A 15949-nucleotide genomic window follows, 5' to 3' on the forward strand; every position below is an offset into this window, starting at 1 on the left:
AAGGCCCCTCAGTCCCATTCCAGGCCGCCGCGCCGCCATACGTACGCGTACGCGACGAAGACGGTGAGCACGAAGAGCAACATCTCCACGAGCCCGAAAACACCCAGGGCGTCGAAGGTGACGGCCCAGGGGTAGAGGAAGACGATCTCGATGTCGAAGACGATGAAGAGCATCGCCGTCAGGTAGTACTTGATGGGGAAGCGCCCGCCGCCGGCCGGCGTGGGGGTCGGCTCGATACCGCACTCATAGGCCTCGAGCTTGGCCCGGTTGTACCGCTTCGGACCGATCAGCGTGGCCATGACCACGGAGAAGATCGCAAAGCCTGCCCCGAGGGCTCCCAGTACGAGGATCGGCGCATACGCGTTCACGCTCCTCGCTCCTCTCAGTCGGCACTGACTGCTGGCGGTTGCGTCGGACTCACATCCGCCCCACCTGTCCCACGAGCCCCGCCCGTCCCGACGAAGATCGCGAACATGTGAAGCAGGTCACAAGCCCAACTGCCTCGCATCTTATGCCCGCCGGTCTGTGATCTGCGACACGGGGTATTACACAAGCTTTGTGATCTCCACCACCTGACGAACGATCATGAAGTCGGATGAGAAGTGATCTTCATACGTGAAGCGTCCAGGCAATCACCAGAGGTGATATTTCCGCTCGTCACCGCAGCTCGAGGGCGGCGTCTCCATATCAAGAGACTTCCGATGCATGCAAATTGGTGCTGGGCAGGGAGGCTTGATACAGGAAGCATTCACACCTCTGGGGGAGGCGCGCGGACGACTGTGGACGCGTGCACGCGTTCACGAGCGAAGGGGCCGGGACTCCGCGAGGAGAAGGGGTTGAGACTCCGCGAACAGGGGGCGGGGACTCCGCTAGGAGAAGGGGTCGGGACTCCGCGAACAGGGGGGCGGAGCTCCGCAAGGAAAAGGCGTCGAGGCTCCGCGAGCGGAGGAGGCTGGGACTCTCGCGTGACGCCATCAGCGGGGTGACCGTTCCGTGACCTGCGCCACATCTCCCTATGGATCACATAAGCCGGACTTGGCCATCGGCTCAACCAATGGTAGGTGGCGGGCAATTCGGACGTAATGCGGAAAGGCCTTGATCACGGGCTTGACGGGCCGTGTCCGCAATGCCCGTTACGCCGTCAATAAGGAGCCGCCCTCGACGAATTCGGCCGTAGATTGAACAACTGTGGCGCACCACACGTTTCTTGAAGGTATGGAGGAGCCCCTGATACCGGTTGTACTCATGTCCCACACCGCTCACATACGCAGCCACCGGAAGCCCCGCCGCAACGCACCGTCGCTCGCGATGCGCGCCGGAGTTGCCGGTGGCGTCCTCAGCACCCTGGCAGTGGCCGGCGCGTCCGGTTCGGCGAGCGCCGCCGAGCCCGTGGCGCAGACCCTCGAACTGCCCACCCTGACGGCCGATCTGGCCTCCCAGGTCGCGCAGTCCGCCGACGCCACGCAGCAGGCCGCGGCGAACTACGAGCTGCAGGCGGAGCGCGACGCGGCCGCCGCCAAGGCCGCCAAGCAGGCCAAGGCCGACCTCGCCGAGGCCAAGAAGAAGGCAGAGGCCAAGAAGAAGGCGGCCGAGGCCGCGCGCAAGGCCGCCGCTGAAGAGGCCGCCTCACGCGCCGCCGAGCGGGCAACCCTGTCCGCCTCCGCGCCGGCCTCCTCGGACGTCTCCGCCCCGGCCAGCGGCAGTGTCTCGACCGTCATCTCCTTCCTCAAGGCGCAGCTGGGGGACGCCTACGTCATGGGCGCCACCGGCCCCAACGCCTGGGACTGCTCCAGCCTCGTCCAGGCCGCGTTCAAGCAGGTCGGTGTGGACCTCCCGCGTGTGTCGCAGGACCAGTCGATGGCCGGCACCGACGTCTCGCTCTCCAACCTGCAGGTCGGCGACATCCTCTACTGGGGTGGCAAGGGCTCCGCGTACCACGTGGGCGTCTACGTCGGCGACGGCCAGTACCTGGACGCGGCCAACCCGTCCAAGGGCGTCGTCATCCAGGACCTGTCCGGGTACCCGGCGTCGGGTGCGGTGCGCGTGCTCTGAGCCGCGTCCCGCGAACGTACGACCGGAAGGGCCGCAGCCGCTCGGGGGCAGCGGCCCTTCGGGGGCGTTCCCCAACGCGCTCAGCCGAGGTCGAAGGTGTTGGGCAGGCCCAGCCGGTAGCGGACCTCGTCGATCCGCTTCAGGGGCTCCATCTCCGGCGGCCGGTACAGCTCCCAGATCTCACAGCGCTCGGCGTCCGAATGGTCCGCGTCCAGGAGCGCGTTCACGGCGCGGCGCGCGGACTCGTTGGCGCCTTCCATGGTGGCCAGGTCCACGTCGGTGCGCACGTAGTCGCCGACGAGGAAGAAGTTCGGCACCGCGGTCCGGGCGGAGGGGCGGTTGTAGAGGGTTCCCGTCGGGTGGATGAGGAGCGGCTCGCGGTTCTGCGGGTCCGGGCCGCCGAGCCCCGTCACCGCCGGGTCCATGAACCAGCCGAGCCGGTCGGCGTCGGTGAGCGTGGTCTTCCCGGCGTCGTTGAGGCCGTCCTTGAGCTGCGCCCAGGTCTCGGCGACGATCTCCTCCTTCGTACACTCCCGGGCCGTCTTGCCGTACAGGATCCCGGGCTTGTCCCACTCCGAGACGATCGCGGAGAGGCAGTCATGGGCGCTGCCGTCTCCGTAGTCGGCCGGAAAGTCTCGTACGTCCCAGAATTGGGCCTGCCCGATGCCCGTCACCGACCACGGTGAGTCGAGGCAGTTGATGTGCCCGTGCACCACGGGTGTCGGCGTGCGCAGATAGAACTGGATGCCCACCATCCAGTCCGTCTCCAGGGCATCGCACCTGGCGAGCTGCGGGTCGGCGGCGCGCAGGGCAGGGCCCCAGGTGCGACGGGCGTGCTCGACCGGGAGCGCGGAGATGTAGTGATCGGCGGTGACGGTACGTTCCTGGCTCCCGTCCGGGGCCGAAACGCGTACGCCGACGACGCGCCCGCCCGCGTACAGAACCTCCCGCACCTGAGTCCGCGTCACGAACTCGACGCCCAGTGAGCGCAGATACGTCTCCCAGGGTGCGATCCAGGCCTCGCTCGTCGGGGCGTTGAGGACGCGGTCGATGTCGGCGTCGCCGTCCATGCCGCGGCCGAGCAGGCCCCACAGCAGCAAGGCCTCCATGATGACGCGGCCGACCGTCCGCGTGGAGGCCACCTCGGCGCGGGTGGCGACGAGGTTGCGGGTCTGGCCGATGCCGAGGACCGTCTGGTACTCCGCGCTCATGTCCCCGGCACGGATGAAGTCCCACCAGGAGGTCTTCTCCCACTCGTCCTCTCGGCGGGCGTCGCAGCTGGTGAGGTGGACGAGGAGACGGTCGGCGAAGTACGCGACCTCATGGGCGGGCAGCCGGGTGCCCAGGTCGAGGGCGGCCAGGAGCTGGTCGCGGATCCAGGACGGGGTGAGGTCGCCGGGCGCGGGCGGTGTCGTCGCCCGCCGCAGCGGGAAGTGGAGGTCGGGCCGTCCGCCCGCGCGGGCGAAGAGGGCCTCCGTGCCGCTGCGGAGGTTGCCGTGGACGCCGTTCGCGTTGCCCGGGAAGGGGATCCGGCGCATCACATCCGGGAGGTTCCGGTAGAAACCGGGGAAGAACCGGAAGCCGTGTTCGCCGGGGAGCGGCTTGCGGCCGCCGCCGCCCGTGCCGGGTACGTCCATCGAGCGGGCCTTGCCGCCGAGGACGTCGTAGTACTCGTAGACGGTCACCGCGTAGCCGCGTTCGGCGAGTTCGTGGGCGGCGCTGAGTCCGGAGACGCCGCCGCCGAGCACGGCGACGCGTGGGCCGGACGGGGCGGCGGCCGCGCTCTGGACGGGCATCAAGGCGGTGACGCCCACCGCTCCCACCGCTCCCCCGGCGGCGGCCAGGAAGCGTCTGCGCGTGTGACCGGTCTGCTCCTGAGGCTCCTGCGTGTGTTCTGTTGTCATGACTACGGGAGGGTAGGGAGGGGTGCCAAAGGTCGGAACCCACGTTCCCGGCCACCACAGCATCCTCACAACACGCGGCAACAGACACGCGACAACAGACACGCGACAACAGAGGGAGAGACAGCGATGCCACGCGTTTTCGTGCAGGGACAGCCCGTCGACTCGTATCCGGGGCTCGCGCCCGAGGCCGGGCGGGGAGCGGTGCGGCGCATCACTGAAGTGGGTGAAGAGGTGTTGCACAAGCCGTGCCGGGACGTGACCGAGTTCGGTCCCGATCTCGCCGCGCTCATCGACGACATGTTCCTGACCATGTACGTCGCCGAAGGCGCGGGGCTCGCCGCGAATCAGGTCGGCGTCGGCCTCAGGCTCTTCGTCTACGACTGCCCGGACGACGACGGCGTCCGGCACGTCGGGCACATCGCCAACCCGGTCCTGGACCGGCTCGACCCGGCCGACCGGCGGCTCCTCGACGAGGGCGAGGGGTGCCTGTCCGTCCCGGGCGCGGTCATGGACGTACCCCGCCCGGACCGTGCCGTCGTACGCGGCGTCGACAAGGACGGGAACGCCCTGGTCGTCGAGGGGACGGGGTACTTCGCGCGGTGCCTGGAGCACGAGACCGACCACGTCAACGGCCACGTCTACCTGGACCGGCTCTCCAAGCGGGAGCGGAAGGAGGCGCTGCGGCAGGTGGCGGACCGGCGGGAGGAGGTGTTCGCGCGACGGGCCGCCAACACGGCGGCCCTCAGCGGCTGATCACGCCTCGCCCACCGGTCACGCCTCGCCCACCGCACCTCGGCCACCCACCGCGCCTCGCCCACCCGTCACGCCGGAGCCACCCGTCGCGACGCCGCCGCTGATCACGCCTTCGGCGCCACCTTCGACAGGCCGTTGATGATGCGGTCCATCGCGTCGCCGCCCGTCGGGTCCGTGAGGTTCGCGAGCATCTTCAGGGTGAACTTCATCAGCAGGGGGTGGGTCAGGCCGCGCTGGGTGGCGATCTTCATGACCTTCGGGTTGCCGATGAGCTTCACGAAGGCGCGGCCGAGGTTGTAGTAGCCGCCGTAGGTGTCCTTGAGGACGCGCGGGTAGCGCTGGAGGGCGAGTTCGCGCTGGCCGGGGGTGGCGCGCGCGTGGGCCTGGACGATGACGTCGGCGGCGATCTGGCCGGATTCCATGGCGTAGGCGATGCCCTCGCCGTTGAAGGGGTTCACCAGGCCGCCGGCGTCGCCGACCAGCAACAGGCCCTTCGTGTAGTGCGGTTGGCGGTTGAAGGCCATGGGGAGGGCGGCGCCGCGGATCGGGCCGGTCATGTTCTCGGGGGTGTAGCCCCAGTCCTCCGGCATCGACGCGCACCAGGCCTTGAGGACCTCGCGCCAGTCGAGCTCCTTGAAGGAGTCCGAGGTGTTCAGCACACCGAGGCCGACGTTCGACGTACCGTCGCCCATGCCGAAGATCCAGCCGTAGCCGGGGAGCAGACGGTCCTCGCCCGGCCCCCGGCGGTCCCACAGTTCGAGCCACGACTCCAGGTAGTCGTCGTCGTGGCGCGGGGAGGTGAAGTACGTGCGGACCGCGACGCCCATCGGGCGGTCCTCGCGGCGGTGCAGCCCCATCGCGAGCGAGAGGCGGGTGGAGTTGCCGTCGGCGGCCACCACCAGCGGGGCGTGGAAGGTGACCTCCCGCTTCTCTCCCGAGTCGCCGAGCTTCGCGTGAACGCCCGTGATGCGGCCCGTGCGGTCGTCGATGATCGGGGCGCCGACGTTGCAGCGCTCGAACAGCCGCGCGCCCGCCTTCTGCGCCTGGCGCGCCAGCTGCTCGTCGAAGTCGTCCCGCTTGCGGACGAGTCCGTAGTCGGGGAAGGAGGCGAGATCCGGCCAGTCCAGCTGGAGGCGGACGCCGCCGCCGATGATGCGCAGGCCCTTGTTACGGAGCCAGCCCGCCTCCTCCGAGATGTCGATCCCCATCGAGACCAGCTGCTTGGTGGCACGCGGGGTCAGCCCGTCGCCGCACACCTTCTCGCGCGGGAACGCGGTCTTCTCCAGGAGCAGGACGTCCAGTCCCGCCTTGGCGAGGTAGTACGCGGTGGTGGAACCGGCTGGCCCGGCCCCGACGACGATGACATCGGCGGTGTTTTCGGAGAGGGGCTGGGGCTCGGTCACGGCGGGTTCTCCCCAAGATTCGAAATCAACGTGCCGACGGGCACTGGACATGGGCAGTCTATGCAGCGGTACTGATCACCTGGCTGAAGGGTTGCCCTGTGAACCGAGCTCTCCCCGATGTACAGCTCCGTGTCCCCACCGACGAGGACGCCATCGCCTGGCACCGGATCTTCGCCGACCCGGAGGTCATGGAGTTCCACGGGGGCAGTGCGGCGGAGCTGTCGGAGTACGAGGAGCTCACCGCGCGGCAGCGGCGGCACGACGCGGAGCGCGGGTTCTGCCTGTGGACGATGGTCGGCCCGGCCGGCGAGGTGCTCGGTTTCACCGGGGCGCAGCCGTGGCCGCACGCGTGGGGCCCGACCGGGCAGATCGAGATCGGCTGGCGGCTGGGGCGGGCGCACTGGGGCAAGGGGTACGTCACGGCGGCCGCCCGCACCACCCTTGAGCGGGTCCGCACGGCGGGCGTCTCCGGCGTCGTCGCGATGGTCGACGCGCGCAACGAACGCTCGATCGCGGTGACGCAACGGCTCGGCATGGAGCTCGCCGAGCGGTGCACGATCCCGGGGTCGGGGCAGGAGGGACACCGCTACCGGCTGGCCCTGTAAACCCGCCCTGGCAAGCCTTCTCACGGCTTTCTTACGGCTTCCGGAAGGGCACGGCCGGGGCTTACCCTTCCGGTACCGCTGGGGGTGACGTCTGTGCGCATAACACCCAAGACACCCGAAGTGCGCGTGCCGCGGCTCGTGGGCCTGATGGCCGTGGACGCGCGTGAGACGGCCGAGGCGAGAGGCGTGCTGCTCGCCGCGCCCGACCGGCCGGACTTCCATCTCACGGTCGTCGACTACGTCGTACGCCAGTACCCCCTGCCCGGCACCGAGGTCCCGCGCGGTGCGGTGGTCACGGTGTGGTTCGACCTCGGGGACGCCGAGGGCGGCGCGGGGGTGCGCGAGACACGTCTGCCACGGCCGCCGTCGGGCGGCATGCGGCGCGAACTCGACGAGCCGGGCGACCCGTTCGAGGTCCTCAGGTGAACCGCCGGGCCATGGTGACCCTCCGGCCCACGGTGAGCCGCTAGACGGTCTTGAAGCCGCGGTGCAGCGCGACGACCCCGCCCGTCAGGTTCCGCCAGGCGACCTTCGACCAGCCGGCCTTGCGCAGGCGCTCGGCCAGCTCGGGCTGGTTCGGCCAGGCGCGGATGGACTCGGCGAGGTAGACGTACGCGTCGGGGTTGGAGGAGACAGCGCGGGCGACCGGCGGCAGCGCGCGCATCAGGTACTCGGTGTACACCGTGCGGAACGGCGCCCAGGTGGGGTGCGAGAACTCGCAGATCACGACGCGGCCGCCGGGCTTGGTCACCCGGTACAGCTCGCTCAGCGCGGCGTCGGTGTCCTGCACGTTGCGCAGCCCGAAGGAGATCGTGACCGCGTCGAAGGTGTCGTCCTTGAAGGGCAGCTTCGTCGCGTCGCCCGCCGTGAGCGGCAGCCAGGGGTGGTTCTTCTTGCCTACCCGGAGCATGCCGAGGGAGAAGTCGCAGGGCACGACGTACGCGCCCGTGCGGGCGAAGGGGAGGGAGGAGGTGGCCGTGCCGGCCGCCAGGTCCAGGATCTTCTGCGCGGGCCGCGCGTCGACCGCCTTCGCGACCTCCTTGCGCCACACCCGGTCCTGGCCGAGCGACAGCAGGTCGTTCGTCAGGTCGTACCGTTCCGCCACGTCGTCGAACATCGAGGCGACTTCGTGCGGCTGCTTGTCCAGGGATGCGCGGATCACCGTCCCATTGTGGCAGTAGGGGGCGGACGACTCTCCAGCGCCCGGCCCGTACGGGGCTCAAGAGCGCCCGGCTCGTACGCCGGTCCCGTTGGCCGGCTGACCGCTATCGGCGTCTGTGGACCAGGCGGCCCGCGCACACGGTGGCGATGCACGCGCCGGTCTCGTCGAAGACGGCGAGGTCGGCGCGGGCCGCGTCGACGATCGCCGTCGGCCGAGTACGCGGCAGGACCACGACGCCGTTCCGCGCGGCGGCGGCCCGGAGTTCCGGCGTACCGGCGTGCTCCTCGAGGACCGCCACCGCGCCCGACTTCAGTACCGCGTGGACGCGTTCGCGTGGTGTCGGCGCGTCCGCGAGCGGGCCCGCATGGATGAGGGCGGGCCCGAGAACCCCGGGCCACCGCCGCACACGCGCCCCCGGAAACCGTTCCAGCAGCGCGTCCAGCGGCCCGACCCCCGCAACCCGGTCGCCGTCCACGGCGACGGCGCCGTCCTGGACCGGGTGCGGATCGTCCCAGCTGAGCCGCACCTCGTCGGCGGCGTGAATCGTCAGCACGGCACGGCTAGTTGGAGGCGAGCAGCTTCAGCTCGGGGTGGGCGGTGCCGCCCTCGATCGCGGTGGACGAGATGTGCGACATGACCCGCTCGTCGACCGGGTCGTTCGCCGGGTCGTCGTGGACGACGATGTGCTCGTACGTCGTCGTCCGCTGGGCGGGCACACGCCCGGCCCTGCGGATCAGGTCGATGATCTCCAGGCGGTTGGAGCGGTGCTTGGCGCCCGCCGAGGAGACGACGTTCTCCTCCAGCATGATCGAGCCGAGGTCGTCCGCGCCGTAGTGCAGTGACAACTGGCCGACCTCCTTGCCGGTGGTCAGCCACGAGCCCTGGATGTGCGCGATGTTGTCCATGAACAGCCGCGCGATGGCGATCATCCGCAGGTACTCGAAGAGCGTGGCCTGCGTCCGCCCCTTCAGGTGGTTGTTCTCGGGCTGGTACGTGTACGGGATGAAGGCGCGGAAGCCACCCGTCCGGTCCTGTACGTCACGGATCATCCGCAGGTGCTCGATGCGCTCGGCATTGGTCTCGCCGGTGCCCATGAGCATGGTGGACGTCGACTCGACGCCCAGCCCGTGCGCGGTCTCCATGATCTCCAGCCAGCGCTCGCCGCTCTCCTTCAGCGGGGCGATCGCCTTGCGCGGCCGCGCGGGGAGCAGTTCCGCACCGGCGCCGGCGAAGGAGTCGAGCCCGGCGGCGTGAATCCGCTGGATGGCCTCCTCCACGCTCACCTTGGAGATACGAGCCATGTGCTCGACCTCCGACGCGCCGAGGGAGTGGATCACAAGCTGCGGGTACGCGGCCTTGATGGCGGCGAAGTGCTCCTCGTAGTACTCGACGCCGTAGTCCGGGTGGTGCCCGCCCTGGAACATGATCTGCGTACCGCCGAGCTCGACGGTCTCGGCACACCGCCGCAGAATGTCGTCCAGATCCCGGGTCCACCCCTTCGCGGTGTCCTTCGGGGCCGCGTAGAAGGCGCAGAACTTGCACGCCGTGACGCACACGTTCGTGTAGTTGATGTTGCGCTCGATGATGTACGTGGCGATGTGCTCGGTACCGGCGTACCTGCGCCGGCGTACGGCGTCGGCGGCGGCGCCCAGCGCGTGCAGCGGGGCGTCGCGGTAGAGGTCGAGCGCCTCTTCGGGAGTGATCCGACCACCGGCGGCGGCGCGGTCGAGGACGGACTGAAGGTCGGCCTTCTCGGTCACCGGAGCGTCCCTTTCGGCAGGAAATCAGATAGGCGCGTAGCGCTTCGCAATAGGGGTGGTGGTGGGAGACGGGTGGGCGGACCGATCCAGCCTACGCCAGCCGGTTCGGTCACCCGACGTCAGGCCGCGTACGCCCCGATCAGGTGCCCGCCGTCGGGCCGCGCACGGCCCCGGTCACGAGCGCGACTCAGGCCCTGTACGTGTAGGTTCCAGGCGCCCACGTCCCTCGGGGGGCGCCTGGACTGCTGCGGAGTGGACCGTCTCGTCAGATGTCCCCGGCGGTTCGTCCGAGTTTTGTGTCTCCCTGGGGAGAGTCCGGGGGAGGCGTGGCGGGTGATCCCTTAAGCAACAGTGAGCAACGTTCGTCGATGCTTCGTGGCTGTCCCTGGACGGCAAAGTCAGTCGACAGTGCAGGCCAAGGTGCTGGAAAAGTCGACGCTGCCGCATATGCCCGGCGGCCTGGACCGCCCCTCGGAGGGGCCCGTCGTCCTCGACGGGGTCGACTTCGCGGCCCTTCCGGAGGCGCGGCTCACCCAGGTACGGGCCGAGAGGATCGGCTTTGTCTTCCAGAACTTCGGCGTTTTGCCGGATGCTGTCGGCGTATCCGGCAGGAACCGCAACTGCGGGGAATCAGCGACACGCCATCCGCCTCGGCGTGTCGCTGATCGTTTCCTTGCAGATTCCCCCTCGCCCGGGCTCAGCCTTCGGTCGGAGTGGTGTACTGCTTCGGCAGCTTGAGACCGCGCTGCTCCATGACCTCGCGGAGCCGGTCCGGGTAGTCGGTGATGATGCCGTCCACGCCATCATCGATGAGCTTGTTCATCGTGGGCTGGTCGTCCACCGTCCAGGGGATGACCTTCAGGCCGGCCCGGTGCGCGTCGTCCACCAGCTTCCTGGTGGTGTACGGGACGTAGCCGGGGTCGGTGACCTGGCCGTTCTGCGGATAGCCGTGCACCGGCGAGATCGCGTCCGCGTCGAAGGACTTGGTTGCTGCGACCAGGTCGCCGCCGAAGTCGTCAATGTCGATGCCTCCGAGCCACGGCGAGGCGCCCGGCTGGCCGACCTGCAGGAACTGCTGACCGTTGGTCAGCGCCACGATCGGCAGTTCTGGGGCGACCTCGCGCATGCGCATGAGCGCACCCCAGTCGAAGCTCTGGATGGACACCTGAGAGGCAAGGCCGGACTCCCGCACCTGACGCGAGACGATCTGGACGAACTCCTCGCGGGGGGCGGTCTCCTGCGGGGCTCCGGCTTCGACCTTGGTCTCGATGTTCATCCAGACCTTGTCCGCCTTGTACTGCTTGACCAGGTCGAAGACCTCGGTGAGCAGCGGCATCCGGGCGCCCGGGCTCGGGCGCTGTCCGGGGTACTGAGGCAGGGTCTGGGTCCCGCAGTCGAGGGTGCGGACCTGCGCCAGGGTCAGGTTGACGATGTATTTGCCGACGTAGGGGTACTCCGGGTCGTTCGCCGTGACGGGACCAGTGTCCTGGCACTTGGCGCCGGAAATCTTCCGATCGTGCGTGACGACCGCCTGGTGGTCTTCGGTGATCTGGATGTCGAGTTCGAGCGTGCTCACCCCGGTCCGCAGGGCGTTGCTGAAGGAGGCCGGAGTGCTCTCGACGACCAGCCCCAGACCTCCCCGGTGGGCCTGCAGGTCGAATCCCCGCGGACCGAAGGTGTGTCCCTGGCTCAGCTCCGGCCGGACCGGCGCGGGGCCGGCGTCGGCAGCCGCGAGCGGCACGGCCACAGCAAGGGCGCAGGCGCCGGCGGCAAGCGCAGTAACCGTGCGCGCCACGATGCGGCGCGTGCGGCGCTCATGACAGTTTTGCATGAAAGTCGTGTCCTTTTCATAAGGAATGCCGATGGGCAGTCCCCACCCTTGGACTGCGACCGAACCGGCCGGTTTTGCTAGGCCTTCCGACAAACGACGGCCAGGTGACGAGCAGAAGTGACCACGGCTGGGGCCGCTCCCTGACGCCGCGTACAGGTCAGGGCGTCCATGTGCTACCGCCGACCGATCGTCACCATGTCAGGCAATGACTACGCGGAGCGGAGAGAGGGCGCGTCCATCGGAACAGGGGAACGCCAACCCACTTGTACGTCCAACTTCCACTCCCTTGCCCTCAGGGCCGGACAAGGGACACGAACGCCCGGAAAGGACCATCAGAAACCAGACGTTGCACTACGCCCCGATCAGCAGCCCGGCATACGCCCCCGCGATCAGGAACGGGCCGAAGGGGATGGACGTCTTCCGCCCCGCGCGCCGCACCACCACCAGCGCCATCCCGTACAGCCCGCCGAACAGGAACCCGGCGAAGGTCCCCAGGAACACCACACCCCAGCCGTACCAGCCGAGGACGGCACCGATGCCCAGCGCGAGCTTCACATCCCCGAAGCCCATGCCGTTCGGGTCGATGAGGAACAGCACGAAGTACGCGCCCCCGAGCGCGAGCGCCCCGTACAGCGCCGTCAGCCAGTCCCCCGCGTGCTCCGGCACGGCCGCGACCGCCCCGAGCAACACGAGCGCGGCGCCCGCGAGCGGCAGGGTGAGCACATCGGGCAGCCGCTGCACCGTGAAGTCCACGACGGCGAGCAGCACACCGAGCGGCGCGAGCAGCAGCCAGACGGCGAGTTCGGGGCGGGTGCTTGTGGCAAGGGCGAGGCCTGCGCAGATGAGCGCGGTGATGACAGAGACGAGGGGGGTGTTAGGGCCGTAGGAGGGGGAACTGCTTGCGGGCGTGCCGCCGTTGCCTTTGGGCGTTTCCGACGCCGAACGACTGCCGTCGTCGGGCGCCTCCGACGACGTACGGCTGTCACCCTCGGGCGCCTCCGACGCCGTACGACTGCCGTCGTCGGGCGCCTCCGACGACATACGACCGTCACCCTCGGGCGCCCCCGACGACGTACGGCTGTCGCCATCAGGTGCCCCCGACGACGTACGCCCGGAGCCCGCGCACTCGCCGCACCGGCCGAACCCCAGCCAGCCGCCCACGGCCCCCCTGATCAGGTGCCCCTCGGGGCAGCGGTCGCGCCACGGCTGGTCCGGAGGGACGCCGAAGCGGTAGGCGGCCCGCGGTACCAGGAGGCCCGCCGCCGCGCCCCAGAGGGCGGCGACGGCGGCCAGCGTCAGGTCGCTCATCCCACCGCGGCGACGCCGCTGCGCCAGGTCGGCAGCAGTTCGTCGAGGAGGGCCTCGGTGCGCGGCGGCAGCCCGCGGGCGCCGCTGCGGGAGACGAGGTCGGCGGCGAGCCGCTTGAGTCGGTCGCTGTCGCCGGTGGCGTGGGTCGCGCGGAGCAGTTCGTTCCACAGGCGCTCGTCGGCGGGCGCGGAGTTCAGGGAGGCGGTCAGCGCCTCGATGGCCTTCTCCGCGCGGTCCTTCTCCAGGTGGAACGCGGAGAGCGCGAGCCCGATGTCCGCGACGAGCAGCGGGAGTTGGGCGTCGATGATCTCGTGCGTGAGCCAGCCGTAGCGTCCCTGCGGGCGGTCGGCGAGCAGCGGCCCGCGGACGAGCACCAGCGCATCCGTGAGCAACCGCCCACGCACCGCACGGCTGTTGACGCCCTTGCCCTGCGTCGCCTCGTGGTAGAGGGAGCGCAGCACGTCCAGGTCGGAGACGACGGACTTGGCGAGCGTGAGCCGCCCGGTCGCGTCGGTGCCGAGGCGGGGCGTGCCGTCGGGGTCGTTGCCGAGCCAGCCGCGCAGCCGCTCGACGAGCGCGTCGCGTACGTCCTCGGTGACACCGCGCGGCCACAGCGCGGAGGACAGCACCCGCGGGTGCACACCCTCGCGGTGCAGAAGCAGCAGCGCCAGCGCCTCGTGCAGCAGTGGGCTGCGCTCGCCGTCGGGCGTCTCCAGGCCGATGATCTCGTACGAACCCACGAGTCGCGCGTACACAGCGGGCCGCCCCTGCTCGCTGATGTCGACGAGGAATGGCGGGGTGTTCGTCGGCCCGTCGGAGCCGCGCTCGGGGTCTGCCTCGACGAACAGCTCGACGACCGCCCGCTGTTGGTCCACCGGCAGCAGTTGCGCGTCGAGTTCGAGCCCGAGCAGCGGGGCGAGGAGCTTGCCGTCGCTGGTGACCTCCATCTCCCAGGCGGCGCCCGGCAGGTCGCCGCTCTCGGTGCCGACGAGGTAGCCGATGCCCAGCCGGCTGGCGTCGGCGGCGAGTTCGGCGAGTTTGACGGCGTCCTCGGCGGACGGTTCGGCGGCGAGCAGGACGAGGTGCGGGGCCCAACGGGTGTGCTGGGCGGGCCCGGTGCGGCCGGTGAGTACGGAGTCGTGCCCGGCGGCGCCCAGCGCACCGCGCCGCTGCCTGGTCTCCGCCTCCATGGTCTCCACGAGCGCCTCGACGTCGTCGAGGTGGCGCAGCCGGTTCGGGGCGAGGGGCGTCAGGTCCTGCCCGAAGCCGACGAGCGTGATCGTCATGCGGTCGGACCACCCGTTGGTGGCCAGCTCGGCGGCGACGGAGGCGAAGACGCCCGCGCGGTCGCGCTCACTGCCGCTCAGCGACACGATGCCGGGGACGGACTCGAGGTTGAGGAGCAGCCGGGAGTCGTCCATGGTGCCGAGGCTGACCAGGCCCGGGTACGGGGCGGCGGTGTCGACGTCCTCGTACCGCTCGGCGTCCGTGCGCGCCAGCATCCAGAACGTCTGGTCCTGGCCGAGCTGCCACGGCGCGGGCGGCTTGCCGGCCGGCTGGGCGAGTTGCAGATGCAGGTCGACGTTGCCGCTGAGCCAGGCCGCGTAGACGGTCGGCAGCGGACGGGACTCGGCCGCGAGCGCGGCCGCGAGTCCGCGCAGCGACAGGTCGAGCAGGCGTACGCCCTCGGGGTCGGCGCCGACGAGCAGCGCGTCCTGCGCGTTGGCGGCGGCCCCGGTCGGGACCGGCGGCTCCATGCCGCGCCGTCCGCCGACGGCGCCGAGCGCCGACTGCCACAGCGCCTGACGGCGGCGGCGGCCGAGGGCGCCGAGGAGGCCGGCGGCGAGGAGGGGGGCGCCGACGAGGGCTTCGGGAAGGCCGAAGGAGAAGCCGGTCTCTTCGGAAGCGGATTCGTCGGAAGCGGCTTGCCGGTCGCCCTGGGCCTGCTGGCCGCCCTGGTCGTGCTGCTGGTCACCGCTGGGCCGCTGCTGGGGCACGTGGATGTGAGCGGTGTCCCGGTCGCCCTGACCGGCTTGCTGGTCGCCTTGGGCCTGCTGGTGATCCCCGGTCCTGGAGTAGTCGTGGATCTGCCGCTGGACTTCCTCCGAGACCTTGGGCGACTCGTCGGGCATCTCGACGAGGTCGCCGCCGTGGGCGTCGGCGGGCATTTCGAGGATCCAGCCCGGCCGGATCAGGCTGGCCTCGGAGAGCTTGGAACCGTCGGGCTGCGTACGGTCCTTGTTGAGCTGGTAGATCTCCTTGTACCGGCGTCCGTCGTCGAGGTGCCGCTCGGCGATCTCCCACAGCGAGTCGTGGTGCCGTCCCTCGGGAGGCTGGATCCGGTAGTACTTGGTGTCGCCGCCCTTGGCGGCGTGGCCGCCCCCGGCCTCCGCATGGGACGCCGCGTTGGCGGCCTGCTCGGCGATCGCGGCGGCCGCGCTGGAGGCGGCCTGCTCCTGCTGCTGCCCGAACAGCCCGCCCGGGGTCTGCTGCGCCGCCGCGACCGTCCCCCGCTGGTTGCCCTCCAGGCCCTGCCCGAGCTGCGACAGCCCCGGCGTGAAGCTGGCCGCGGTGGCGCCGACCAGCAGCAGCGCGGCGACGAGCTGGCGCGCCAGCAACTGGCTGGCGCCCGCGCCCGGTACGCGGTTGGGCAGGCCCACGCCGGACAGCGCGGCCTTCACCTCGACGAGCACACAGGCGGTGAACTGGGCCCAGGCCAACCACACGATCACGGTCAGCACGCGGATGAACGTGCCGACGGTGATCTCCTGCTGCAGCCAGTCCAGCGAGGGCGCCCCGTGCGGCAACGGCCACCCGACGCTGACGACCAGCGCCCCCGGCACCCCGACCAGCAGCACGGCCAGAGCGACGAACGCCCCGAACGCCTTGACGAAGTCCCCGAACGTCCGACGACGCCCGGGCAGGGGCTGCGGCGTCCGATTCCTCGGACCCGGCGAGCTGCCCGTCGAGCTGGAAGTGGTGCGTCGCGCCATGGCGGGTGTCCTGGGGTGGTGTGGGGAGGGAGTGGGTCTGGGGGTGAGATGAGCCTACTGAGATCTTAAGGATCGTGTCGAAGGTCAGACAGAGGGCGACCTCGGGGACTCCGTCTGTTTTCTCACCAACCGTCCCCTAAGCCCGAGTTGCCGTCCGGCGCACCACCGCCGCACCGCC

Annotated in this window: 13 protein-coding genes and 1 pseudogene; 5 read left to right on the forward strand and 9 right to left on the reverse strand. The window is 70.3% G+C overall.

From position 1 onward, the window contains the following. Positions 1–8 precede the first annotated feature (8 nt). Complete coding sequence (locus tag C4B68_RS16790; protein ID WP_007383963.1) at positions 9–368, reverse strand: NADH-quinone oxidoreductase subunit A; 360 nt, start codon at positions 366–368, stop codon at positions 9–11. An 847-nt stretch (positions 369–1215) separates the two neighbouring features. Between C4B68_RS16790 and C4B68_RS16795 the strand changes: the two genes are divergently transcribed. Further along, positions 1216–2052: a C40 family peptidase gene (locus tag C4B68_RS16795; protein WP_099500537.1), complete on the forward strand. Its 837-nt coding sequence runs from the start codon at positions 1216–1218 to the stop codon at positions 2050–2052. A gap of 80 nt (positions 2053–2132) precedes the next feature. Here the strand turns inward: C4B68_RS16795 and C4B68_RS16800 are convergent, their stop codons facing one another. After that, complete coding sequence (locus C4B68_RS16800) at positions 2133–3956, reverse strand: hydroxysqualene dehydroxylase (protein ID WP_099500536.1); 1824 nt, start codon at positions 3954–3956, stop codon at positions 2133–2135. Between the two features lie 126 nt (positions 3957–4082). Between C4B68_RS16800 and def the strand changes: the two genes are divergently transcribed. Further along, positions 4083–4709, forward strand: coding sequence for a peptide deformylase (def, locus tag C4B68_RS16805; RefSeq protein WP_099500535.1), 627 nt, complete (start codon positions 4083–4085; stop codon positions 4707–4709). 104 nt (positions 4710–4813) lie between these two features. Here the strand turns inward: def and C4B68_RS16810 are convergent, their stop codons facing one another. Next, the gene (locus C4B68_RS16810; protein ID WP_099500534.1) at positions 4814–6112 is read right to left on the reverse strand and encodes a geranylgeranyl reductase family protein; all 1299 of its coding nucleotides are present in this window, start codon (positions 6110–6112) and stop codon (positions 4814–4816) included. Positions 6113–6210: 98 nt separating this feature from the next. Here C4B68_RS16810 and C4B68_RS16815 point away from each other — a divergent pair, with 98 nt between their 5' ends. Continuing rightward, complete coding sequence (locus tag C4B68_RS16815) at positions 6211–6717, forward strand: GNAT family N-acetyltransferase (protein WP_099500533.1); 507 nt, start codon at positions 6211–6213, stop codon at positions 6715–6717. Between the two features lie 93 nt (positions 6718–6810). After that, complete coding sequence (locus C4B68_RS16820) at positions 6811–7143, forward strand: PASTA domain-containing protein (RefSeq protein WP_099500532.1); 333 nt, start codon at positions 6811–6813, stop codon at positions 7141–7143. 40 nt (positions 7144–7183) lie between these two features. Here C4B68_RS16820 and C4B68_RS16825 read toward each other — a convergent pair whose 3' ends face one another. From C4B68_RS16825 to mqnC, 3 genes are all read right to left on the reverse strand, one after another. Next, a complete protein-coding gene (locus tag C4B68_RS16825) occupies positions 7184–7879 on the reverse strand; it encodes a demethylmenaquinone methyltransferase (RefSeq protein ID WP_099500531.1) in 696 nt (231 codons plus the stop codon). A 103-nt stretch (positions 7880–7982) separates the two neighbouring features. Then, complete coding sequence (locus C4B68_RS16830) at positions 7983–8432, reverse strand: imidazolonepropionase-like domain-containing protein (RefSeq protein ID WP_099500530.1); 450 nt, start codon at positions 8430–8432, stop codon at positions 7983–7985. A gap of 7 nt (positions 8433–8439) precedes the next feature. Further along, positions 8440–9639, reverse strand: coding sequence for a cyclic dehypoxanthinyl futalosine synthase (mqnC, locus tag C4B68_RS16835; protein ID WP_099500529.1), 1200 nt, complete (start codon positions 9637–9639; stop codon positions 8440–8442). A gap of 429 nt (positions 9640–10068) precedes the next feature. Here mqnC and C4B68_RS43260 point away from each other — a divergent pair. Beyond that, a pseudogene (locus C4B68_RS43260) lies at positions 10069–10227 on the forward strand (ABC transporter ATP-binding protein); the annotation flags it as partial. A 109-nt stretch (positions 10228–10336) separates the two neighbouring features. On the opposite strand, the gene C4B68_RS16845 reads toward C4B68_RS43260, so the two are convergent. The 3 genes from C4B68_RS16845 to C4B68_RS16855 form a co-directional block, all read right to left on the reverse strand. Then, positions 10337–11470, reverse strand: coding sequence for a glycerophosphodiester phosphodiesterase family protein (locus C4B68_RS16845; protein WP_099500528.1), 1134 nt, complete (start codon positions 11468–11470; stop codon positions 10337–10339). A gap of 351 nt (positions 11471–11821) precedes the next feature. Further along, a complete protein-coding gene (locus C4B68_RS16850; RefSeq protein ID WP_099500527.1) occupies positions 11822–12778 on the reverse strand; it encodes a prepilin peptidase in 957 nt (318 codons plus the stop codon). Further along, a complete protein-coding gene (locus C4B68_RS16855; RefSeq protein ID WP_099500526.1) occupies positions 12775–15771 on the reverse strand; it encodes a BTAD domain-containing putative transcriptional regulator in 2997 nt (998 codons plus the stop codon). The genes C4B68_RS16850 and C4B68_RS16855 overlap by 4 nt, the downstream gene beginning before the upstream one ends. Positions 15772–15949 lie beyond the last annotated feature (178 nt).

It is taken from the genome of Streptomyces dengpaensis, from assembly GCF_002946835.1.
Taxonomy (GTDB): domain Bacteria; phylum Actinomycetota; class Actinomycetes; order Streptomycetales; family Streptomycetaceae; genus Streptomyces; species Streptomyces dengpaensis.

What these genes read in the sequence shown, in the direction of transcription:
- C4B68_RS16795 (WP_099500537.1), top strand. Translation starts at nt 1,216, where the DNA reads ATGGAGGAGCCCCTGATACCGGTTGTACTCATGTCCCACACCGCTCAC.
- C4B68_RS16800 (WP_099500536.1), bottom strand. Translation starts at nt 3,956, where the DNA reads ATGACAACAGAACACACGCAGGAGCCTCAGGAGCAGACCGGTCACACG.
- def (WP_099500535.1), top strand. Translation starts at nt 4,083, where the DNA reads ATGCCACGCGTTTTCGTGCAGGGACAGCCCGTCGACTCGTATCCGGGG.
- C4B68_RS16845 (WP_099500528.1), bottom strand. Translation starts at nt 11,470, where the DNA reads ATGCAAAACTGTCATGAGCGCCGCACGCGCCGCATCGTGGCGCGCACG.
- C4B68_RS16850 (WP_099500527.1), bottom strand. Translation starts at nt 12,778, where the DNA reads ATGAGCGACCTGACGCTGGCCGCCGTCGCCGCCCTCTGGGGCGCGGCG.
- C4B68_RS16855 (WP_099500526.1), bottom strand. Translation starts at nt 15,771, where the DNA reads ATGGCGCGACGCACCACTTCCAGCTCGACGGGCAGCTCGCCGGGTCCG.